The organism is Flavobacterium sp. Sd200 (assembly GCF_009826935.1).
In the GTDB taxonomy this organism is placed as follows: Bacteria; Bacteroidota; Bacteroidia; order Flavobacteriales; family Flavobacteriaceae; genus Flavobacterium.
In genome coordinates this window covers 1-24,231 of sequence record NZ_WUMN01000005.1, presented here as the reverse complement: position 1 = coordinate 24,231, position 24,231 = coordinate 1, and the positions used below count along the sequence as shown (strand labels likewise).

General features: G+C 34.7%; 15 protein-coding genes and 1 tRNA gene. 4 read left to right on the top strand and 12 right to left on the bottom strand.

The window, feature by feature from the left end; translation table 11 throughout:
• Nucleotides 1-7: 7 nt before the first annotated feature.
• The 8 genes from GR160_RS13875 to GR160_RS13840 all read right to left on the bottom strand — a co-directional run bounded on the left by GR160_RS13875 (nucleotide 8) and on the right by GR160_RS13840 (nucleotide 14,389).
• Nucleotides 8-3,328, bottom strand: coding sequence for a hypothetical protein (locus tag GR160_RS13875; protein ID WP_160750488.1), 3,321 nt, complete (start codon nucleotides 3,326-3,328; stop codon nucleotides 8-10).
• Nucleotides 3,328-5,451 carry a hypothetical protein gene (locus tag GR160_RS13870; protein WP_160750487.1) on the bottom strand — a complete coding sequence of 708 codons (2,124 nt, stop codon included), beginning with the start codon at nucleotides 5,449-5,451 and terminating at the stop codon, nucleotides 3,328-3,330. Before GR160_RS13870 ends, GR160_RS13875 begins: the two co-directional genes overlap by 1 nt.
• A gap of 136 nt (nucleotides 5,452-5,587) precedes the next feature.
• Nucleotides 5,588-6,235: a response regulator gene (locus tag GR160_RS13865; RefSeq protein ID WP_160750486.1), complete on the bottom strand. Its 648-nt coding sequence runs from the start codon at nucleotides 6,233-6,235 to the stop codon at nucleotides 5,588-5,590.
• Nucleotides 6,236-6,421: 186 nt separating this feature from the next.
• Complete coding sequence (locus GR160_RS13860) at nucleotides 6,422-6,973, bottom strand: hypothetical protein (RefSeq protein WP_160750485.1); 552 nt, start codon at nucleotides 6,971-6,973, stop codon at nucleotides 6,422-6,424.
• Nucleotides 6,963-8,126, bottom strand: coding sequence for a patatin-like phospholipase family protein (locus tag GR160_RS13855; protein ID WP_160750484.1), 1,164 nt, complete (start codon nucleotides 8,124-8,126; stop codon nucleotides 6,963-6,965). Before GR160_RS13855 ends, GR160_RS13860 begins: the two co-directional genes overlap by 11 nt.
• Nucleotides 8,127-8,151: 25 nt before the next feature.
• Nucleotides 8,152-11,355, bottom strand: a complete 3,204-nt coding sequence (locus GR160_RS13850) for a lipopolysaccharide assembly protein LapB (RefSeq protein WP_160750483.1) — start codon at nucleotides 11,353-11,355, stop codon at nucleotides 8,152-8,154.
• A complete protein-coding gene (locus tag GR160_RS13845; RefSeq protein WP_160750482.1) occupies nucleotides 11,328-13,025 on the bottom strand; it encodes a hypothetical protein in 1,698 nt (565 codons plus the stop codon). The genes GR160_RS13850 and GR160_RS13845 overlap by 28 nt, the downstream gene beginning before the upstream one ends.
• A gap of 11 nt (nucleotides 13,026-13,036) precedes the next feature.
• On the bottom strand, nucleotides 13,037-14,389 hold the full coding sequence (locus GR160_RS13840) for a toll/interleukin-1 receptor domain-containing protein (RefSeq protein WP_160750481.1): 1,353 nt from the start codon (nucleotides 14,387-14,389) through the stop codon (nucleotides 13,037-13,039).
• 460 nt (nucleotides 14,390-14,849) lie between these two features.
• Here GR160_RS13840 and GR160_RS19590 point away from each other — a divergent pair, with 460 nt between their 5' ends.
• Nucleotides 14,850-15,056, top strand: coding sequence for a DUF5712 family protein (locus GR160_RS19590; protein ID WP_370519226.1), 207 nt, complete (start codon nucleotides 14,850-14,852; stop codon nucleotides 15,054-15,056).
• 270 nt (nucleotides 15,057-15,326) lie between these two features.
• The gene (locus GR160_RS13835) at nucleotides 15,327-16,244 is read left to right on the top strand and encodes a bestrophin family protein (RefSeq protein ID WP_160750480.1); all 918 of its coding nucleotides are present in this window, start codon (nucleotides 15,327-15,329) and stop codon (nucleotides 16,242-16,244) included.
• A gap of 567 nt (nucleotides 16,245-16,811) precedes the next feature.
• On the opposite strand, the gene GR160_RS13825 is transcribed toward GR160_RS13835, so the two are convergent.
• Nucleotides 16,812-16,889 (bottom strand) — tRNA-Pro (locus GR160_RS13825).
• 159 nt (nucleotides 16,890-17,048) lie between these two features.
• Between GR160_RS13825 and trxB the strand changes: the two genes are divergently transcribed.
• Nucleotides 17,049-18,002 (top strand): thioredoxin-disulfide reductase, encoded by a 954-nt coding sequence (gene trxB / locus GR160_RS13820; RefSeq protein ID WP_160750479.1) that lies wholly within the window; start codon nucleotides 17,049-17,051, stop codon nucleotides 18,000-18,002.
• A gap of 77 nt (nucleotides 18,003-18,079) precedes the next feature.
• Here the strand turns inward: trxB and GR160_RS13815 are convergent, their stop codons facing one another.
• The gene (locus tag GR160_RS13815; RefSeq protein WP_160750478.1) at nucleotides 18,080-18,916 is read right to left on the bottom strand and encodes a GIN domain-containing protein; all 837 of its coding nucleotides are present in this window, start codon (nucleotides 18,914-18,916) and stop codon (nucleotides 18,080-18,082) included.
• A 143-nt stretch (nucleotides 18,917-19,059) separates the two neighbouring features.
• On the opposite strand from GR160_RS13815, the gene GR160_RS13810 reads away from it, so the two are divergent.
• Nucleotides 19,060-22,329, top strand: coding sequence for a S41 family peptidase (locus GR160_RS13810; RefSeq protein ID WP_160750477.1), 3,270 nt, complete (start codon nucleotides 19,060-19,062; stop codon nucleotides 22,327-22,329).
• Nucleotides 22,330-22,397: 68 nt separating this feature from the next.
• On the opposite strand, the gene GR160_RS13805 is transcribed toward GR160_RS13810, so the two are convergent.
• Nucleotides 22,398-23,339 (bottom strand): T9SS type A sorting domain-containing protein, encoded by a 942-nt coding sequence (locus tag GR160_RS13805; RefSeq protein WP_160750476.1) that lies wholly within the window; start codon nucleotides 23,337-23,339, stop codon nucleotides 22,398-22,400.
• A gap of 321 nt (nucleotides 23,340-23,660) precedes the next feature.
• The coding region (locus GR160_RS13800) for a T9SS sorting signal type C domain-containing protein (protein WP_160750475.1) at nucleotides 23,661-24,231 on the bottom strand (571 nt) is incomplete at its 5' end.

Sequence of the window (24,231 nt, the reverse complement as noted above, 5' to 3'; positions counted from 1 at the left end):
ATCAATTTTAATTTATTATTATATCACTAGCTGTACCGATTTTTGGATTAGACTTAACAGTAATGTTTAAAGTTTTTCCGAATTCATCTCCCATCTTTAATAAATAGGTATAATATCCCTGACAACTTTGGCAGGTGTACAATTTCGATTCAAATACAATATCGAAACGGTCAGCTGTATTCCAATGATCATTTAAAAAATTATATATAAATTTAACCTCACTATCATCAACACGTGACCTTGATATTCCGCCAGGATTTTTATCTCCTAAATCAAATGCTTTTCTTTTAAATATATTAAATTCATCATGATTTGTTATATCTCTAAAAAAAGATGAATCTAATTGGCTTTGAGGGACTTCATTTAGAATTTTTTGTATTGAAATTTGGTCACCACTCAAATAGTTTTCTTTAATAATATCTCCACTTGGAATACCATCGGAATATTTTTGAATTTCTACTAGTAATGTATTAGTTCTTTTTATTCTCGCTGCCCTTCTATTTGGATTTGGCGGTGTGCTAAAAAATGTAAATGGCTCTCCATCATGAATTTGTATAATTCTATCTACAGGAATTGTTTGATTATTAATTCTATCAATATATTCCTGTAATGCCTCTCTAAGTATTGTAGTATTTTTAATTCTTAACAAATTTATATGTGATTCTTCTAAATCTGATGCTATAATATCCATTATATCATTATCATCGAATTTATCCGGCCCCGTTTTAAAACCTCTTTCATATTCTATAATTAACTCTAACCTATTAGGTTGATTTGTTATTTTTTGAAAAGTGGTGTTATCAAGCTGTGAATACTTTCTAAAAAAGTTAACTTTTTCATTATATGCTAATGGTATTAATATTTCTTTTAATCCTGATACTTGATAATATGTTACCATTCCGTTTACTAATGGGGTGTCAGATACAAAATTAATAGACATTCGTTCAGGAGCTCCCATTAAATAAAGGTCTCTCCAATTATCAATATATTGTTGATTTGAGTTTAATCTATTCCAAAATGTACTATCTTGTACACTATTGAAATCGGTCCAAAAAGCTGCTTTTAATTCATCGGTATAGCTATTCAATTTGGCTGTTATATTATTATAACTAGCTAAACTACCCTGAAATTGTGCCAATGCAACGGTTTTCTGTCCTTTTAAATGTGTTAAAACCTCTAATACATTCGAAGGGATATTAGTGTTTATGCCATCAGCAATTGAATTTAAAACCTGTTCTGCTGATTTTACGGCTTTGTATCTAAATAATGCTGCACCTCCGGCAGAAATAATAGATAGCCACATAAAGGTTTTGCTAACCTCAATTTGCTGATCTCTTTCAGGTCCTTCCGGTAGAATTGTGGCGTTGTAATTAGATAAAGAAGAAATTACACTTGCTGTGACACTAAAAACTTCTGTACCTGCTTCTAAACCTGTCCAAATTAAGACAGTCTCATTTGCTGCTATTCCACCCTCTATTGCTGCCTGAATATTTAGTAATTCACGTAAATGACCAAGATGCTTTAATGTTGTTAGCCCTCCGGTTAAATAAAAAAATGCAATTGCTTCGATTCCAATTTCTATTGCCAAAGATATTGCTGCATCAATTTGTTTAAGCTTTTCATAATCTTGAGTATAATAAAAAAGAAAAGCGGGTATACTTGTCTCATTAGGTATTACTACTCCCTGTGTTTTATGCCCTGTAATAGTTAGAGGCTGATAAAGATGATATTGTGTTTCTGTTTTTTTTGAGGGTACAGAAGTTCCTGTAATATGACCACCACCTTGAGTTTCATAATATCTTATGTAATTTACATCTTTTTCAATCGTAACAAATATTCCTTCTAAAGCTTTAAGACATTTATAATTTACTGAAGTTGCAACGAAAAGTTTTAATGTTGGAATATCTGATTCAGGAAAAATGTCCAACTCACTTTGACCATATTCTAAAATTATTTCTTTTAGTTTACCATTACTGTATTTTACATATGGTCTACCCTCATCTGTAAAAAAATAACATTGTTGATTTATAAAACCGTCAGGGCGATAAAAGTTATATTTTGAGACCTTCCATAAATTAAACAATGCAGTTACAAAGTGCATTCTATTAGGCAATTCATATACTACAAGTGAAAGAAATGGCAGTCTTGTGAGCCGCTCATCATCCATTTTTTCATATAAAACCTGAAAAACAGTTGTAAGACCATCTTCTTTTTTTAATAAGAAATCTAAAAAAATATTAGCATCATCATTACTAATTGAGTGAATAATTCTTAGAACAAAAAGCTCTATCTGTTGATTAATTGGATTTTTCATTAAATCCTTCAACACCTCTATTCTTAATCTCAATGGCACTAATATTAAAGCAGGAACGGGTAATAGTGCCATTAAAGGTTTGAATTTTTTTTCTGCAGGTTGTGCAGCTAACAAGTCTTGCAAAACATACGCCTGATTGTAAAAGTTGTCCAGTGAATTTAGATAGGTTAGATATTCTTCTTCATTTGGTGTATTGGATAATACGGCATCAAAATCTTCTCGATGAGGTAAGTTGCTACCAGGGATATAATAATAGCCCCAACTCTTTTTAAGTAAGAATATCATTATTTCAATATCTGTTAGGCCAATAATATCAGGAGTGCTACTATTAGCCGCAGCATCAAGTACTAATTCGGTAGTAGAATCTATGATTTTACTAAATATATCCTTGTTTATATAAGAAATTACAAATGCAGATAAAGTTAAGATTCGGCAGAACGTAGCTTTTTTAAAATCGTCTATTTGCCATATTTCTATTTGATCACCACCATTTTTTTTAAAAAAATAACCCGTGGGTCCTATGTTCAAGTTAATGTAATTATCCACCGCTGTTGCATTAGCAGGAAAATTTAATTTTTGCGTTTCAAGGTCAATATATCTCCGTACATTATTAGTTACAGGATCTATCTCAACATTGAAAGAATATTTTTTATTTTTATAGTAGTAATTGTAAGGATATTCAAAATTAACTATATTGACGCTCACATTATCTCCAACACTTGCGATGAAAGGTTTAAAGTCAAATGTTTCTAAATTTACAAGGTCATATGCTGTAGGTATTTCATTTCCTATATATTGTATATATAATAGATATTTTGAAACATTAAAGTAATTTGATAAACCTTTTCGGTTTTGGTCTGCACGTCTGAAACTTTCATGACTATAAAATTTATATGAAACATTATTATATTTAAATTCATTAAGCCATCCATCAACGTCAAATATTAATCCTGTAAACTTATTATTTAGTTTTACAGGTGTTCCTCCGGTATGTAAAATAACAACTTGTTCCATTATTCCACGCTTAAGATTAATTTATTAAAATCATATTCATCAACAGTCACATATTGGCTATATGCAGCAGAAAAATAAAATCTTCTGTCTAATGAGTATATATAAATATCATTATCGGGAAAATAAATTTTGCCTACGCTATTAATGTTATCACCAACAATCACCAATTTATATTTTCGAAATTTAATTCCCTCCGGAGATATAAAATCTTTTTTTAATTTGTGTAAATCTTGTAAGAACAGTTTTGGATTTTGAAGATTTAATGTATTAATAATTGCTTTTAGTGGAATATTTTCCGCTTGCGTTATACCTAAAGCAATTTTGGAAGGAGTTCCTTCATCAATGATATTTAATTGCAACCCTACAATAACAGAATTATCTGTAAATAGTTGAACACTTGTATAATAAGGACTTTGAAATATATAATTGGATTGTGGATTCGTATGTTTGTTTGTAGCAGTTGTTGAATTTATATTTGATGCCACTTTAACGGATAATGATATTGGGTTATTAAGCATCTCTACCGTTTCCGTAATATAAGCTACACGCTTTAAATAAGGGCTTGCCTCATCGCCTGTTGCTATACTGTCTTTCACTACGAGTGTTTGCACAGCAGAGATACCCTGTTGTTTATTGTTGTAATACTCATTAATCAGTTTAAGTTTTTTCGAATTTATTACAGAATAGTCTGTGCCATCACTTTGAAAAATCGGTTCAGCATTAATCAGGTCAAAAACATCATCAAAAAAATTGGGTTGTGCATATACTGTAACCGGATTGTTATTTTCATCAACTGTTTCGTCAGCAACATAGCTGTATGCAATACCCTGGTAAATAATTATATTAAACGTACTTATTATAGGTGCATTAGTTGCCGAAACCGGATTTGTAAGTTCTAAAACTTTGGTCAGTACACTTAAATTTCCATTTTCGTCAGGAGGGAGTAATAAATCATCAGCATTACTAAAGTTATTTTTTGCAGCATTTACAACAGTTCCTTTTTGCCCATAAAGTACAGTGTTTACATTATTGTCTGTTATAAACTGTAAAAATATACTTGCTGATGATGGAGATTCTATAATTATAGGCCAGCCCTGTGTGCTGTAACTTCTATCTGTGAGTGAACTTGCTGTAAGCCCATATTTCAGTGAGTTGGTTGTTTGGCCTATATTGTAGTTGTTATAAAAGTTATAAGACCGTGTCCTGTCGCTTTGGATATAGAGGTATAAGTTGTTTTTTGTAATGAAATTATTAAGAACATTGGTGTAAATATCGGCTCCGGTTAGATTTTGTTTTGTGCCGTTATTGTCTATAATTACTTTACCATTTGGGGCATGAGAGCCAAAATAGGCTGCTACATCCAGAAACTGAAATATTTGTTCTTTAACAACCTTATCTGTATAAGTACTTGTCCCGGGAAGTTCTATTACAGCAACATTTGCACGGGCGTAGGCCAGGTCAAATTTAAATTCGCCTACTTCGCCTAAAGGTTTGTAATCACCATAGTCTAATACTACATCTACAGCGCAGTCGCCTGGTGTAAAATATCCTAAGGATGCTCCCTGGTTTATGATAGGTAACTCGAATGCCCCAAAGCCCTCGTCATCTTCAATAAACTCACCATTGCTCTCTACATATTGGGATTGTTTAAAGAAAAAATCGTCTATTAAACGTTCACCAGGAAATGTCGTATCAAAACCTATATACTTAGCGAGGAATGGAGGGTTAGGGTTTGGCTCGGTAGCATGAAATTCACTAAAATCTGTACGTATTTTATCTATAAAATCAGAGCTTCCCGTATCATTTTCATTAACCAGATTACCTGTGAAAAAATCACTTTTTTGTAATCCGCGATAAATAAAATATTTAATATTAACTCCGCTAATGGGTTGCTTGTAGGGTTTTAATATAAGGTTAACTTTATTGGGAGAATTTGAATTTGACTGTATCAAAACAACGCCCTTACAAATAGCATAAGCCTTAGCTGTATTTGTAGCTGTAAAAACGGTGCTGATGCGATACTGGGTTGCAGAGACAGGACCAAAACCCTGTGCTGATGCCGAGCTTTGGCTTATTTGATTTGGATTGGTGAAAAAATGCGAAACTGAATCGAAATTTTCCATAATTAAAAGTGGGATTGGTTTTCATAAAATAACAAAAAAATACCCACAATTAGTATGTGTAAAGTGTTAGTATATTGATATTTAACAAGAATGGGTGTTTTATGCTCATTCTTGTTAAAATATTAAGTAATTATACTTACAAAAAACCCCTCGATGTCAGTTCAAGTATAAGGCTGCTATCGTCATCAACTTTGAAAATCTTTTTTATATTAAAAATTCTTCTTTGAATTGTACTTGCCGATAGATTAATAATTTTAGGAAGGTCTTTAACTTTATGTCCTTTTTGAAGATTAAAAATGATTGTTCGGTCATCTTCGTCTAAGGTCAGGTTTTCATTCCACATTTTAGCGGTATAACTTTTAACAGTAGCACTATAGTAGTGATTACCATCTAATACACTTTCAATAATTTGAGGAAGATGATTTATTACAAGGTCATTTTTCAGGATTAATGCCTCAGGATATATTTTATGCAAAAGGTCATAGATAAATAAAATTTTATTCTGGCCTGTTACCATCACAATTTTACATTTTGGATTGTATGCTCTAACAAGCCTTGCTATATCGCATCCATTGGTAATGTTCATGTGGCTGTATTCCGGAAGTTTATAGTCTAGAATTGCTAATGAAAAAGTATTGGTGAGTTTTTTTTCGGTGAGTGTATCATGAGCTTCTTCGCAGCTACTAACACAGGTTAAGTTATAGTTTATTTTGGTTGATGTACTTAAGATATATTCGTACACTTCAATCATTACCGGATGGTCATCGACAATTAAAATATTCATAGTGTGTGGTGTGTAAGGGTATTTGTGTATTGTTCAAGTGATTTATTTTTATAAAGTCATTATCACTGTTGCCTAATTTTGTAAAAAAGGATTTTTGTTCGTTATTTATTAGGAGGTAATTTATTTGAGATGTGTGGAATAGTGTTTTATTTAAATTAAATCACTATTATATAGTAACGTTTATAATTAAATTTTTGTTATATCAATAATATATTTTTTTACTTCCTCAGTTATTTTGTTATTTACAATATGGTATGTACCTCCACGTCCGTCTCCTTTTTTCTTATCCCATAATGCTATTATCGCAGCATTCTTTGGCCCTCCTTTAAGTGCTGAATTCAGCATCACTATATTGATTTGCTCCCATGGGTTTATCAGGTCTTTTTCATCAATTAAATTTATTATTGGGGGGCGGGTACCTATTAATTTATCAAAACGTTCCTCCCAATTCTTACCTGCAAATACTACAGAGTTTTCTTTAAACTGTTCTACAGGCATGGCAATATAAATTTTAGTTTTAATACCTAACTCATCACACAGTTCATGAAACAATATATCTCCCCCATTTGCACCTCCGGCAATGCCTATATAGGAATTGGAGGGATTATCCTTGATTATTTTTTTTAAACATTTTAGCATTTTTTTGCGCGCACTGATTTCTTTATCAGGAGGAAAGCGGGGCACCTCCCTTTCCTGTTTATCAATCATATGCCCTGTAAACAGTATTTTAAACTCCATTATCAATAAAATGGTTAAAATGTTGTTTTACATTTACCTGTTTGCTTGCGGCTATCCCAACCTGTTGTAATAGTTGTATGTTTTTTACAGAATCCATTTTACAGATTTCTTTACTGCTTATATGGCTAAGATTTAAGTGCTGTAGCCCTAAAGGGCTCAAGTCAGCATTATACCGTACATAACTAAAATGTCGGTTGGCATCACTATCCATGTTTAATGGTTTGCCTTCTTCATCCAGCGGTAGCATATCACCTAATTCTTTATCTATTGGGCTGCCATATATACATCTTCCCACCGTTCTGCAGCTAATATCCTGATCCACTTGCATAGCATGCATCAAATTGCCGGGGAGTTTAAACAATGTTTTAAAGATATTATTGTACACACCGGGGCTGGATGCAGATCCTGTGCCTATTGATGTTATTAAAAGGGTCCGCTCTCCGGTTTTCCAATTTAATTTATAAGCTTCCTGTGTTGCCATTCTGTACAAAAGAAATGCAGGATTATTATATGGGGTAACCCCACCATCAACAAATCCGAATTTCTTTTGAGGGTTATTGCGTTCCCATTCTACTGTCTCTGATTTAAAATAAGCGGGAGCAGCAGTACTTGCACGTACAAGACGGTAAAGCGGTATTTTTAAATTAGAATCCGGCCTGTCTGTATCTGCATATTTTGCTAATGGGTTATTGCTTATAGGCCACGGCGAATCTGTGGTGCGGTTCATAATAACAACCATTAATAATGTTTTAAACTTCCCGCACCTTAAGTCTATCTCTTCTTCTCCAAATGTTTCCTTTAGTTTTTTTAGAAGTGGTTGCTCATTATAGAGAAAGTTTATTTTATTTAAAAAAAAGGCTTTATCAAACATAGCCTTACCATTTTGAATATAAAAATCCAGTAATTTTTGTACACTCAATCCCAATGAGAGGCCTGCGGCTATAATTGCCCCTGTACTTGTACCTCCAATATAATCATAGTAGCTACTAAGTGTAAAGTTGTCATCCTGCTTTAATTCTTTTTTTAACTGTTTTTCCAGTTCCAGTAAAATTTCCAAAGAAATAACCCCACGTATACCTCCACCGTCTAAAGACAATATTTTACGTTGTTTTGTACTGGAATAACGATTTTCTAACGGACCCCAAATTGACATGATATATGATTTTATAAGCAAATTACTATTGGTTGAGGAACTCTTTTATACTCTTAATGTCGCTATTAAAGATATGCGCTTTTTCAAATTCTTTGAAATTGGATAAAAACACCTGCCTGAATGTGGTTAATCCTTTTTTATTAAATGGCATATCTTTATAATATAAATAGGTATCTTTTGCTTTATCAAATTCACCCATTAATAGCAAGGCATGGGGTCTGTAAGCAAGGGCATCTTTATTTTCCGGATCAAGTTCTATGCTTTTATTAATATATTCTAAAGTCTTGTTGTTGCTGTCGTTCAGCATACAATACCAAGCTAATTGAGAATAGTCTTTTGAAAATTCTTTTTTTGCCTCTTTAGTTTTTTCTTTGTCAGTAAGTAATTCGTCAACCGATACTAACTGTTCGTAAAAATTTTTTCTGCTTTTTATGTTGTCAGGAATATATTGCATAACAATATATTCTCTGTATTCTAATGCCTGTTTCCGTGTCTTTAAAAGTTCTTTAAAATCTAATTTACCATATTTGGTATAATGCTGTGCCAGGCGGTATTTAGTGTATGGAGTATTTTCAACCGTTAATAACCTTTCTCTAATTTTTTTTGCATTTTTAAAATCAGCATCACTCAGATATAAATCTAAGTAAGAAAATAGCTCATAAATGTTTTTGTTGTATTTTGTTAAATTTTCTGGCTTTTCTTTGTTTAATTCATAATTTATTGATGTCTTTTTTATTAAAGCCTGTTGATTGGTTGGATCAATTGTCAATAAACTTCCATATATTTCAACCGCTGCTCTCTTTTTTGCATTTTGTCCTTTAAATTCGTCAGAGTTAAGAAATTCCCCATACTTGGTTAAGAAAACAATGTAATCTTCTATTGCAGGAGTATTGTTAATCGCATTTTTCAGGTCTTTTTTAAATGTATCATTAAGGCTTTTATAGCTGTTAAAGGCAGTGCCGTAATCTTTTTTGTTAACTTTGTCCTGAATTTTATCGTATTCTTTTTTATATTTTGATGTTGTAATTTCCTGGTTTTTAGGTACAGATTCGTTTTCATCAAGTACCTGTTGCAAAGAGATTTCATTTTCCCAGGCTGTTACCTGCATTTCATTAAAATAGTCAACGTCTTCTTTATCTACTATTCCGCCTTTAGTAACCCTTAGCCACTCAACCTGATCATCGATGCCCTTATAAAGGTAACCGGGATGGCGTGAAATCAGATATACATTTATTTCATCAATACGATTGTTAAATTCCGCTTTTACTGTAGATCTTTTTATAATATCAGATTGATATACTATTCTTTGATAATAATCTTTTAATTTCATTGTATCCCTCAAGCCATCCTCATTGTTTTGATAAACCCTTATCAAATATTCGGTACTTTTTTTACTTCCTTCAAATGAGGCAAATTCTAATGCTCCAAGGCTTTCCCTGTACAAATTCTTGTTAAAGGCAAAATCGCCATATCTAACAGAAGCTTTAGCTATTGTTTGCCGCAAATAGAAATCGAATTTAAATTCTTCAAGTAAAGGAATGAACTGTTTTGTCATTCCATCATAATATTTTTTTGCATCGACATATTTCTTTGCTTTTACACTCATTTCTAGTAAATTATAATACATTTTGCAATACTGAATGTAATGATCAGAATAACTGGTATAATAGTTTAAAAGCCCTGTGCTTTCTAAAACCTCTATAGCATCTTTTAAATGAGCTATTGCTGTAAGCTCATCAGTTTCAGTTTTTTTTGATGAATGTAAATTAGCCAACGCTGATTTTGCGTTAACATATATATATGAAATATTATGCAGGTTAATAAAATCTTTATCGCTTTCCTCTATGGCCTTAACAATAGTACTATATGCAATAAATTTTTCTTTTACGTCATAACTTCCCATATTGCTTACAAGAGAATTATATTGATTTTGCAGCTCCTCTAAAAAAACCTGTGACTTTATTTCTTCCTGAAAACTTTTAATAAAGTATTCCAATGCTTTGTCTGTGTTCTGTTTTTTGCCGGAATTTATTTTGTTGTATAGTTTTGTTAACAGGATATTTTTATAATTTGGGTTTTTATTGTCTTTAATTTTATTAATAAAATTATTACTGCTGTTACTCTTGCCGCTTAAACCATCTAACTTTAAATTAACTATATAAGCATCATTACCCAAAAATATATCTGAATAATTAATCAAAGAAGATATCACATCAAGCACTTTTTTCTTTTCATCATTTTTTAATCGTGCTCCGGGTACTTTATTTATTTTTCTTAAGTAATATACTAATCCTTTTATATAATATGTGTTTGCAGGGCTAAGCGCTAAAGCCTGTCTTGCCATATCTGCAGCTTTTACAGCATGAGAATACATACTTGCAGTATCTTTTATTTCGAAATAATAACCTGAAATTAAATCTTCGAGTGCTGCATCGCTAAATTTATTCTTAGCCGAATTAAAATCTTTCTGTTCTGCTATTTTTAAAGCTTTGTTAATTATCGTGGCTACAGAATCGGCCTTATTAAATTGAGTCTTTACATTTAACAAATTTCTACCGTAGTGGCTTGCCACTGTTAAATATATGTATATGTCTTTTTCAGCACTTATACTTAGCGGAGCAATGCTGCAGATTGAGTCATATAGTCGCATTGCTTCATTTTCATAATCAGAATTAAAAATCCGTTCTTCAGTATTTTTGACAAGTATATCATCGCCCGATAGTTGTTTTTTGTTTTTAAGACTCTCATTAATTAACAGGTAGTTGATATCGTCTAATACTTTATCAAGAATAGGAGAATAAGTTACAAACCGGCCCGATAAATCTATGGTTTTACCGGAAGTCGATACAGATATTCTTGGTAGAGGATTATCTATTGTATCATCATTCAAAGGAGGTAGAAAAATCTCGTTATTTGAAACTTTTTTCGTAATCTTTCTTTTAACAGCAATATTGATAGATGAGCGATAAGGCTTAGGTTTTGTTTTAGTGAGCGAATCCAAAGCTGTCTTTATACCCTTTTCAGCTCTGTCAGTATTCATACCGGCACCTCTTGCAATTGTTTTTGCATACGTATATTCCTGATGCGCACCTTTAAAATCAGACGCCTTCATTTTTTTTTCGGCTATAGCAAGCCTGTTCTGATATTTTGATTGATTACCTGATTGGGCATTAGCAAAAATGCCGACAAATAAAAGCAAAATCAGCGCTGGGGTAATTTTTCTTTGCATTTTTCTATTTTATTTTTAATTGTTTTGTATAGAGAATCGTTTTCATCCACATATTTCAAAGCAACATTATATTCTTTTATGGCATCCTGAAAATTCTCATGGTCTTCAACCTCGGCAGCAAAAAAATCATCAGCTTTAGTTTTATGTGAATTAGCCTGTAATATATCTGACTCTTTCTTTGCTTGTTTTGCGCTGTATTCTTCCTCAGTAGCTTTTTTCCAGGTATAGCAGGCAAAAACCAATACAATTGCAAAAGCGGCTGCAAATAATTTAGTAATTGCATTTGTTCTTTTTAGGCGTTTATTCAGTATTAATAATTCACTCGATTTTTTACTTTCTATTTCAAGCTGTTTTTCCAGTCTTTTCTTTTTTTCACTTTCTTTAAACTCAATTTGCTTCCTTTTTTCACGCTCTTCTTGTTCCCGTCTTTTTAGTGCCACTTTGCTGATAGGAATTACCAATGAGTCATGGCTAATTTCATACAACATTCTCCCGGATGCATCTCTTTCCTTGCTTAATAAAGAACTTTGCTCAAGTTCAAATAATAAATCCTGCGGTAACTTAAACCTGTTTATAATATAGTCTTTAGACAGAGGGTGGCGTTTACCATCATCAATTAGCTCGTCTTCAATTAGCCTCTGAACTTTAAGCTTGTTTTCTGTATTCAGTTTCGTTAGTATTGCTTCATAATATTGCTGAAAAATATCTGCAATATTTCCAAGCAGGTCATCTGTAATAACACTGTGCTTTTGACTTACTACAAGTGTTTCTTCAATATATCTACAAACAATTTGAAGGGTTGATGCTTCAATTTTTTTGTCACTGGTATTTGCAATATTTAATAGTATTTTTTCAACAGCGCTATCAGTGTAAGTAAAAGCTGCTGCTTTAAAATGTGAGCCTTCTAATTTTGCAGGTTCAGTTATTGCATTTATAGCATCATAATATGTCAATGCATCAAGCTCATAACAGTTTTTTAAAATATTAGGATGCCAGTCTGTTAACATGCTTATTAATGATAACCTGTCTGACCGTATTGAAAAAACAACCTTAATTTCAGGTTTTTGATATAAGATATCATGAACCTCATCAGGAATCAAATCCTGTTCATCCATCTCGTCTATAATATTTTTTATACGCGATGGTATTGTTGAATACAGTAACTGAGATAATTGCTCGGAAAATTCGGAAACTTGTTTTTTAGGATAAGTAAACAATTCTTCAAACTGATCAAAAAAAATAATATATTTAGCCGACTTATTATTTAACTGATTTTGTTTTATGCAGTGCCAAAAAGAATTAGTATCAGCAAAAACATTATTAAATTCATTATTGTCTAAAATATCGATGTTTTCCAGCAACCGTTGCTTTACTGTTTGAAAAGGGGTTAAAGTTTCCTCCTCTTTTTTTTCAGAATAATTATTAAATCTAATGTGGAAATAATTCCAGGATTCGGTCTTACGCAATTGTGGGATAATTCCGGCATTAATAATAGAACTTTTACCATAGCCGCTTTTGCCATGCAAAACAATTGTTTGATTAATAAATATTAAACTTTTAAGCTGTTCAATATCCTTTAATCTTCCAAAAAAAAGGTTGTTCTCATGTTCAGAAAACGGACGCACTCCGGGATATCTGTTTTTTAGTGTAGGAGATGATATATTTGTCATGATTTCTTTATTTAACCCGTTATATCTTTTACCACCCCATTTATAAAGTCATTAGGATTATCATTATCTATTTTATAATATTTCATAGACTTTAATTCGCTTAGTATTTTACTAAAACTTCTGTTATATTCTAACCAACGCTCCCTTTCAACAAGTAAATTGTCAATACCCGCCATTCCGCTCTCAATAATTTTTAGATTTATCTCTGTAATTCTGTCATTTGCAACAATTTCAGCCTGTTTAGATGTTATTATCGACAGTTCATTATCTATACAAACAGGGATTAGGGGTTTGCCGTATTGTAAGCATTCCTGTATTTCTTTCATTACCCACGGAGACCTCAGACTGTTTTTTGATAGGACAGGAATGCAAAAATCAACTTCACGTATTATGTTAACAAAATCAGTAATCTTTTGGCCCCCAGGCATACTGACCTCATCTATCATAACCTCTATTCTTTTACTTTTTAATAGATTATAAATTTCCATCCCTAATTTATCTTTATGGCTGTAAGAAATAAATACTTTGGCTATTGGCGAACCATTTTTTAACATATTTTCTTCATGGCATCCATCATATAAATTATCTAGAAAATCCAAAGGGTCATCCATTAAAAAGTCTACCTCTAACCTACGACGCACAAAAAGACAAACATCATTACTGCTGGCACTCCCATTTTTTAAAACACTGTAATTTATACCTCCGTTTAAAGTTATTTGTTTTAACAAAAGCTGTACATGCCATCTCTCAAAGTGCACTCCAAAAAATATAAAGCTATCTGCATATTTTAAGCTTTCCTGTATCTTTTTAGGTAAAGGTCTTGCTCCCATAATGCCAGATAAAAAACAAAAAAGGTCATCAAAAGTTACTATAGCTTCATTTTTTTCAAAGTCACCCGTTAAGTTATATATAAGCGGTTTCTTTTTAGAGGGGTAGCTATCTTCAGAAATTTGAACAGGCACCTCTTCCGCTGGATAGTAGTTATAGCTATAATCTAACCCTTTATTTGTAAATATGGTTTTTAGTCGGGAATCAGGCAAAAAAGATATTATAAGATGAAAAGGTATTTGTGCAATTTTATTTAGTGGAGCATCAAACAAAATTTGTTTTTTATAAAAGCTTTCCATCATTTTTATAACCCTTCTTTTTTTAATACCTGGCTTTAACTGGAGTAGTTCCTCATTTGGAAAAACATAGTTAGGAGTACTGTCAAAAAAAGAATCATGATGTTCATTGCTAAAAAGATCATCACACATCTTTTCAAAAAAGGATTTCTCCCCAAAATCATGAATATCCGGACCAATAATTAAAATACATTTTTCATGTTTAATGTCGTCTATAATATTTGATAGTTGGTCTCTCATTATGAAAATTATAATTAAATAAAATATAGAGTTAGTAAAAGATAGGATATCATTGAATACTGAATGTTTATTTTAGTATTTAAAACTTATTTATAATCAATGATATACAGTTGTATTTAACACTAATTTAAGAAATGCTGTCCGTTGAAAAAATACCCATTAATAGGTATTTTTATTGTTTTTTATAAACCATATAAATTCCTATTAGTTGTGAGAATAATACACTGTATTCGCGAATGCGCTATATGTTTTACAAATATCACATCTATCCTGATCACTATTTTAAGAATTTACTTTTGAAATTGAGTATACTGGAAAATAAATTGGTGTACGCCATGCTTCGAAAGCATTACGTACGCTTAAAATAATTCATTCTAAAAAATCATTTATCTCATTTTTTAGGTTTTTACAAGCCGATCCACAGTTATATTCAGGAGCAAAGCTATCTTTGTGGTGTGCAGTGAAATTCCTTTGGCTATCTATTGATTTCTGTACAAGCATTGAAGATAACAATAGTCTGCTTGGGTACGGCAAGCTGGAAAACTTCCGTTACTATGGGCATAACAACCCCGAAGTAAAACAAGGCCAGCGGCAGCGTGGCGAGCACAAGGGCGGGGAACAGATATACATCCAAATCTCATGCATCAGCAAAACAGTATCAAAATGAAAACTTATAAAACAAAATACTGAAGCAACCACAAAGTTACTTCTGTCTTAAAAAATGTATTTTTTACTATTATTAATCCTGTATCGTTAATTTTAGGACTTGTCAATTGCGAAATATCACAAATTGAGTACGGAGATTATCCTGACTTCGAATTTTAACGAGTTAACAAGTGATTTAATGACGACCTCTGCACAAGTTTAATTCGGTTTTCTGATGTCCCTCTAAATATTTATCCATAGCTTTGATGTAGTATTTACTTTTCACAGCAGAATGATTATCAAGAAAAAAACGCACTGGTTTAAGATGCTATTTGAATGGCAAGGTTCGGTGCTATCCCAACTCTTACCCAGGCTGCTGCTGATTTTTGTCTACTCAAGTGTTTTAGTATATTTCCAGGATGTTTTAATAGTGCACCATCTGCACATTAACCCAGCCATTTTTACCCTTTTTGGCATCGCCCTGGCCATCTTTTTAGGTTTCCGCAACAATGTAAGTTATGACCGTTTTTGGGAGGGGCGTAAATTGTGGGGTGCTTTGCTAAACGATACACGCTCGTTAGTGCGCCAAGCTCACAACCTTTCTGAAAATAAAGAATCTAAAGAGGAAATCTCGTACTTCGTGAACCAACTCATCGCATTGGTCTATGCCCTTAAGCACCAATTGCGACATACCAGTCCGAATGAAGATATGAAAAGGCTACTGCCGGAAGCATTGGTAAAGGAACTTGACCCCATTCGTTTTAAGCCAGTACTACTTCTGAAATCCTTGGGTGACTGGGTACAAGTCAACAAACAACAGGGAAACATAGCGCCGCTATCCCAACTGGCTTTTGAAGAAAACCTGAACAAGCTGTCGGACATCATTGGCGGCTGTGAACGTATTGCCAATACGCCCATACCGTTTTCCTATTCAGTATTGCTGCATCGTACGGTGTACATTTATTGTTTTATGTTGCCGTTTGGTTTTGTTGATATTTTGGGCTGGCTTACGCCATTCATCATAGTGTTTGTAGCTTATACGTTCCTGGCCCTTGAAGCCATCGCTGATGAACTCGAAGATCCTTTTGGTACGCAACCCAATGACCTTGCATTGGATACAATGGCAAGAACCATAGAGGAAACCCTGTTGGAGCTTGATGGGAAGAAACTATCACAGCATAAAACTGCAAATAATTATTATGTTACGTAAATCTTTTAAAGCTTAACATGCCAGTTTAATATTTACCATAATATTAATTTTCAGTATTTTATCAGCTTTAATAAACAGCTATACTTATGAAACTCCACGATTACCTTTTCACGCCCCTTTACATCATCCCAATCTTTAGGCTATACTTTTTGCTTAAGGGAGATTTCAGACCTTCTTCCATTTACCGTTATGCGGGCATACACGGTCGTTTTTTTTATTTTTTTGCTGTTTAGGCATCCTGATAACGAACTGGATACCAAATGTGTTCTTGCTTTTCATACCAAATGTTTTAAAATTAGACATTAAGTACTGCAAGAATTCAGATGGTCATTAAAAAGTGGCACAATAAGGCACAGTTTGGCTGCAAATGTTAAAAAATAGTTGTAATATATTGTATTACAGATTTTTAAACCCGTTTTTGTGAATGGTTTTTTGAAAACCAAAAAGTACTCACCTAATGACTCACATTTATATTTATTTGATATGGATTATTTTGGTATGTAACACAAAATAAAAAAGTCGTAAATACTTGATATTTACGACTTTTAGTACATTTTAGTTCTGTACTGGTCGGGGTGGCAGGATTCGAACCTGCGACCTCCTGGTCCCAAACCAGGCGCGATGACCGGGCTACGCTACACCCCGTTTCTCTTGTAAGAGGGTGCAAATATACTACAATATTTATTATGACAAAGAATATAGCTAAATTTTATTTTCGTATAGCTAAAACTAATGCTATTGCTTGCCAAAATCTTTATTAAAAACTTACCTTTGTGCTACAAAAATCAATAGCAAATAAATATCATGTCTGATACTATAGAAAAAATTAAATGCCTTATTATTGGTTCAGGTCCTGCGGGCTACACAGCTGCTATTTATGCTGCAAGGGCAGATATGAACCCTGTTTTATATACCGGCCTTGAACCGGGAGGGCAACTAACTACAACTACTGAAGTGGATAACTTTCCTGGCTATCCTGATGGGGTAGACGGTCCTACTATGATGATGCAACTGCAAAAACAGGCTGAGCGTTTTGGTACTCAGGTGCGCATTGGTATGGCAACGGCAGTAGACTTTAGTAAAGAAGTTGGCGGATGGCATAAAGTAACTATCGATGGCAGTAAAGAAGTTTTAGCTCATACAATAATAATCTCTACCGGAGCAACGGCCAAATATCTTGGTTTGCCTAGCGAGCAGCGTCTTAGAGGTGGTGGTGTTTCGGCATGTGCTGTGTGCGATGGGTTCTTTTACCGCGGTCAGGATGTAGCCATTGTTGGTGCTGGCGATACAGCCGCTGAGGAAGCTACATACCTTGCTAATATTTGTAAAAATGTAACCATGCTGGTACGTAAAGATCATATGCGTGCAAGTAAAGCCATGCAACACCGTGTACAAAATACACCAAACCTTACAGTACTTTACAACACAGAAGTTGATGAGGTATTAGGTGATCAGGTAGTGGAAGGACTGCGTGTAGTTAATAACCAAACAGGAGATAAACAGGAAATAGCAGTTACAGGTTTATTTGTTGCCATAGGGCATAAACCTAATACAGATATTTTTAAAGACCAGTTAGAGATGGATGAAACGGGTTATCTTATAACTCAGCCAAAAACTACAAAAACAAATCTTCCGGGTGTATTTGCTGCGGGCGATGTTCAGGATAAAGACTACCGTCAGGCTATTACCGCTGCGGGTAGCGGCTGTATGGCAGCACTTGATGCGGAGCGTTACCTTGGCGAACTGGGAAGCCATTAATTCATTTAACGGATTATTTGATAATATAAAAATGAGCACCATATAGTGCTCATTTTTATTAATTGTGGGTAGATATTCTAATCTTCTTTTTTAGCTATTACTGCGTTATTTGCAAATTTTTTCATGGTAACTGTAGCTGGTGTCCCATACAGGCCAACTTCGGTTTTACCCGATGCAGAAAGGGTTAATATGTCAGTAATTAAAATACTGCATTTTGTATAACTTTCGGCAGTAAGTTCCATATTTTTAGCTGTAAACTTTTTACCTGTAAAGACGGCATTGTTATCAATTCTTAACTGAACATTTTCTGCATCGCCCTCAATGGCAGCCGTAGTTTTTTGATACATATCGCATTTAACCGAAGGACTAGCAATAAGTGCTTTCAGGTCAGCATTTTTACTAAGCTCAATAGTGGTATTGTCGGCCTTAATGTTAACTTCGGCTTTAGTTTTGTCATTCATAATAAGCCCAAAATTTTTTGATCGTACATTAAGGAATGATTTGGAAAAATCAAGATTTTTTACCGTAATGCTATCCAGTTCCAATTCATTTACTGCATATATAGTAGCTTCATGTTTTGCAGTAATGTTTTTAAGGCTGTCAATATATGTAATGCGTATTACCATTTTTTTTGCACCACTAATTTCTTTGCTGCAATATATGCGTAGGGTTGTGGCTGTAACTTCGGTCTTAATGGCATCGTGCAGGTTGTCGTCGGCTTCGATTTCAAGACGTTGAGACGAGCCTTTTATAAAGTAAACTTCAATATTATCTTCAATTTCAACGGTTTCAAAAACAGGGAGTTCCTTTTGGGTAATAGTAACATTTTTAGACCCTTTTATTTTTTCTCTTTTTTGGGCAAATGCAACTGTAGTAAAAAGCAGTGCAAGCAGCATAAGGCTAAATTTCTTCATTTTTTTTAGTAAAGGCAATTATTGATTCAAGCAAATATATAAAAAACACATGAGCCCGTCTGCAATAATGCTATGTATAAATTGCGCACAGATTGCTGTATAAAACGAAAACAATATATTTGTTATTACTAATCAATCAAAAAATGAAGAGATACTTTAATTATGCATTCATGCTTGTAGGCATGGGGCTGTTTGCGCAGGTTGCTCCCGCGCCAAATTCTACACCAAAATGGCTGCGCAATGCAGCAATTTCGCCAAACGGACAGGAAATTGCGTTTTCTTATCAGGGCGATATTTTTAAAGTTGCTACTACCGGAGGTCAGGCAGTAAGGCTAACACTCCATGAAGCTTATGATGCCGACCCTGTTTGGAGCCAGGACGGCAGCCAGATAGCTTTTTCGTCGGCTCGTTATGGTAATAAAGATGTTTTTGTAATACCGGCAAATGGGGGAGTGGCTAAGAGGCTTACTTACCATTCGGCAGATGATATTCCTACGGCTTTCAACCCTACAGGAGACAGAATCATTTTTACCACGTCAAGGCTCGATGATGCAACTTCATCTATATTTCCATCGCCACATTTGCCAGAATTATATGAAGTTAAAACTGCCGGAGGCCAGGAGAAACGCATTATAGCAACCCCGGCGGAGAATGCCGTTTTTAGTGCCGATGGCAATCGTATATTCTACCATGACCGTAAGGGATATGAAGACCCGTGGAGAAAACACCAGACATCATCTGTTACCCGCGACTTATGGATATATGATGTTAAGGCGAATGCTTATTTTCCGGTTACCGAAACCAATACCGAAGAACGCAACCCCGTATTTGCAGACGGGAATAATTACTTTTTTTTAAGCGAAAGGGGAGGGACTTTCAATGTATGGAAAGCCTCGCTCAATGCTAATAAAGAAAATGGTGCCCAGCAGGTAACTAACTTTACAAAACACCCGGTGCGTTTTCTTAGCCGTTCTAACAATGGGGTGCTATGCTACACTTGGGATGGTGAGATTTATACGCAAACTGATGGTGGACAACCAAAAAAAGTATCCATACAGCTACAGAGTGATGAACGCTACAACGAAAAAGTGATTGAGAATATTAAAGGTAGTGCTGATGAATTTGCTATATCCCCAAATGGTAAAGAGGCTGCTTTTATTAGCCATGGCGAAGTATTTGTAGTGAGTACAGAGTTTGGTATTACAAAGCGCATTACAGATACTCCGGAGCAGGAGCGTAATATAGAATTCAGTCCCGATGGCCGAAACCTGTTATATGCCGGGGAGCGTGGCGGTTGCTGGAATATTTATGAAACCAGCCTTGTAAATAAAGACGAAAAGTATTTTTTTGATGCTTCTCAGTTTAAAGAAACGGCTGTGGTAAATTCTGGTAAAGAATCGTTCCAGCCACAATATTCGCCAGATGGCAAGGAGATTGCTTTTTTAGAAGAGCGTACCACCATAAGGATAAAAAATAAAGCCACCGGTGCTGTGCGCACGGTTCTTGACGGAAAATATAATTATTCTTATAGCGATGGCGACCAGTATTATACCTGGAGCCCGGACAGCAAATGGATGCTTGTAACGTATATGGCTTACAGCCGCTGGAATACTGATATTGGCCTCTTGAACGTTAACGACGGTAAAATGCCAATAAATCTTAGTCAAAGCGGCTATAACAACGGACAGCCAAAGTTTGGAATGGGGGGCGAAATGGTGTATTGGGCATCCGACAAAGAAGGTTACCGTTCTCACGGAAGCTGGGGTTCTGAAAGCGATGTGTATGCTATTTTCCTTACCGAAAATGCACAGAAAAAATTTGAACTGAGCAAGCCCGAATATGCTTTATGGAAAGAGCTTGAAGATGCTAAAAAGGATAAAGAAAAAGAAGGAAACAAAGACAAGAAAGATAAGAAGGCAAAGGATAAGGCAGATGAAAAAGAAGCTGTTAAACCTTTAATAATAGATTTTGAAGGATTGCAGGACCGCAAGCAAAAGCTTACTATACATTCGTCGAGGCTGTCTGATTTTGTGATAGATAAAGATGCCGAAAACCTGTATTATCTTACCCGTTTTGAAGAAGGGACCAACCTTTGGCGTACAAAATTCAGGGAAAAAGAGACCAAGCTTTTTACTAATCTAAATGCCGAAGACAGCAGGTTGGTTTTAGATAAAAAAGATGAATACCTGTATCTTATAGACAAAGGAGGAAAGATAGTAAAAATAAGCACTAAAGAAGGGAAAAAAGAGCCGGTAAACTTCTCGGCCGAAATGAACCTGAACGAGACTGCCGAGCGTGCTTATATGTTTGAGCATGCATGGAGGCAATTTAAAAAGAAATTCTATCTGCAGGACCTGCATGGTGTAGACTGGGATTTTTATAAAAATGAGTATGCTAAGTTTTTGCCTTACATAAACAACTCGGCAGATTTTGCTGATTTGCTTGGTGAAATGCTTGGCGAGGCTAATGCATCGCATACGGGAGGTCGCTATCGTCCTGAGCTTAATCCGGGCGACGATGCAACTGCATCTTTAGGCATTTTTACAGATAATGCTTATACAGGAAATGGCGTAAGGATTGTTGAAGTACTGGAACGCAGTCCGCTGTTTAAAGCCAAGCAAAAAATTAAACCGGGTTTTATTGTTGAAGCAATAGATGGCACAAAAATTACCCCAACCGAAAATTATTATGCATTGCTTAATCGTAAAGCTAATAAAAAAGTACTTGTTGGTTTTTATGATCCTGCTACTAACAAACGCTGGAACGAAATTATTGAGCCTATTACGCTTACACAGGAGAGTAACCTTGCTTACGATCGTTGGGTTAAGAACAGAGAGAAAGATGTTGAGCGTTTATCGGGAGGTAAACTCGGCTACGTGCATGTTAGAGGTATGAATTCTGAGAGTTTTAGAGAAGTTTTTGAAAAAGCCCTTGGCAAGTATAACGACGCACAGGCACTTATTGTAGATACACGCTTTAATGGAGGCGGATGGCTGCATGATGATCTTGCTACTTTTTTAAGCGGCAAACCTTACATGACGTTTGAGCCGAGAGGCCAAAAAATGGGTAGCGAGCCGTTGTTTAAATGGCAAAAGCCCTCGACGGTGTTAATAAGCGAGGGCAATTACAGCGATGCACACATGTTTCCTTATACATATAAAGCCCTTGGCATAGGTAAGCTTATAGGTATGCCGGTTCCGGGTACGGGTACTGCTGTATGGTGGGAGAAAATGATAGACGGTAAAACAATTTTCGGGATACCGCAAATAGGTATGCGTACAGTTAAAGAAGACAGGCTGATGGAAAACTTTCAGTTGGAGCCGGATGTTAAGGTTAAAAACGAACCGGGCAAAACAAATACCGGACAGGATCAACAACTCGAAACTGCTGTAAAAGAGCTTTTAAAGAAGTAAAAAGAAGTTTTTATAAAACAATCAGGCCGCTGAAAAGCGGCCTGATCTATTTTTATATAAAGATATTTTTAGTTTTTAACGATCTTTTTGGTAGCAGTTCCTCTATCTGAAGATATGTTAAGCATATAAACACCCGAGGCAAGATCGGCTATGTTCATTTGTGCTGTACTAACACCTGCAAACTTAGCAGTTTTAACGGTACGTCCGTTAACGTCGGTTAAAGTAGCATTGTTAATTAAAGCGCTTGCAGTGTTGGCAATGCTAATACTATTTGTAGCCGGGTTAGGCGATACAGAGAATTTAGAAGCTAATTGCTGTTTTACTCCGGTAGTTCCGCTTGTTATCGTTAAATTATCGGCATAATAAGATGTAGTGTAAGAACCAAATGTATAGCCCAAAGTATTTACAGCAAAGCCCGGTGTTAAATTTGTGGTATGCACCTGTTCGTTATTTACATAATAAGTAACTGTACCTGCAGTTGTGTCAAAACTTACTTTAATATTAAACCATCCATTTTCTGAAAAGGTAAAGAACTCCTCAACTACCGGATATCCTTCTTCATCATATCCTGTGTGGATGTTAATTGTACCATCATAAGAAAAATATACAAGAGAAGTTAAAGTAGCACTCTCGCTATCTATATAACCTGTAATAAGATCAAGGTCAGAGCCCCATTCAGTATCAATGCCGTCAACATATATATCCTGGCTTATTGAAAATGTTGTACCTTCTGCATCAAAAGATTTTAATACATCATAATACAGGAAGTTATCTTCTTCGTCGGCAACAAATTTTAAAGATTGTGCACCTTCAGTGTACCTTTCATTAGATACTACCACAGCAGTTTCGCCCGGCCCGCCTTCTTCATCATCCATAACTACCCACGCATTTTGTCCAAATAGTGCTCCGGTGTTATAGCCTTCAGCTGTTTCAAATGAAATGTTTTGTTGTGCATTGGCACTAAAATAAGCACCTACTATAAGTGCAACAGAAAGTAAAGTTTTTTTCATGGTTTATTTTTTTGCAAAAATATAAATATTAAGTTATTAATTATGTTATAATGCTTTTAAATAAGACGGTAGTTTGTGTTATTTGTTACATTATGTGTAAGAAAAAATAAGATTTGTATGTGATTTTATTAACACAGATCTAATTCATAGTATTTTTTTTCATAATGAAAAAGCCTCTTCGTGTAACGTAATTTTATTGGTAGTCAAGTTTTTATGTGTTTTTTAAATAAATATCATATTTCTATTTTAATAAAAAGGCTGTCCAAAAATTATTTTGGACAGCCTCCTTAATTTAAGTGCTTGTTTAAAGCAACCGGGGGATTAGAAAATTATGCGTTTGCTGACTTTTCCTTTTACAGTGTCAACCTCTACAATAAGTACCTGCTGTTCTACCTGTAGGCCGCTTACAACAGTCTCTGTTGCATTGATGCCTGATTTGGTATATAGCTGACGCCCGCGTATGTCGTAGATCGTTACGCTGTTCATTGAAGCTGAGCCTGTGTTGATGGCTATGCCATTGCCTTGCTTGAATACCATAACACTGTTGACATTTAAGCTATGGTCGTCGTCTCCCAATGATGGGCTGGCTGCATATACCACCTCAAACCTGCCGTTAAACGTACCGGCTTCGCTGGTAAAGGTGTAAGCCTCTTCAAGGCTGGTTACCGTACCCAGAAGGTTGTCTTTTAGGTAGATTTCCTGGCCTTCGTCAAACAGGCCGTCTTTGCGGTCTATGACAATAGTGTACTGCCCTGCTGCCAAGGCTGTAAAGCCCATAGGAACAACATCGGTTGCTACAAATGCACTCCTTGCCTGTATGCTAAGGTTGGTAGCTTCAGCTACAGAGTATAAGGCTACCCTGCCGCCATCGTTCAGCATCTTACCATCATAG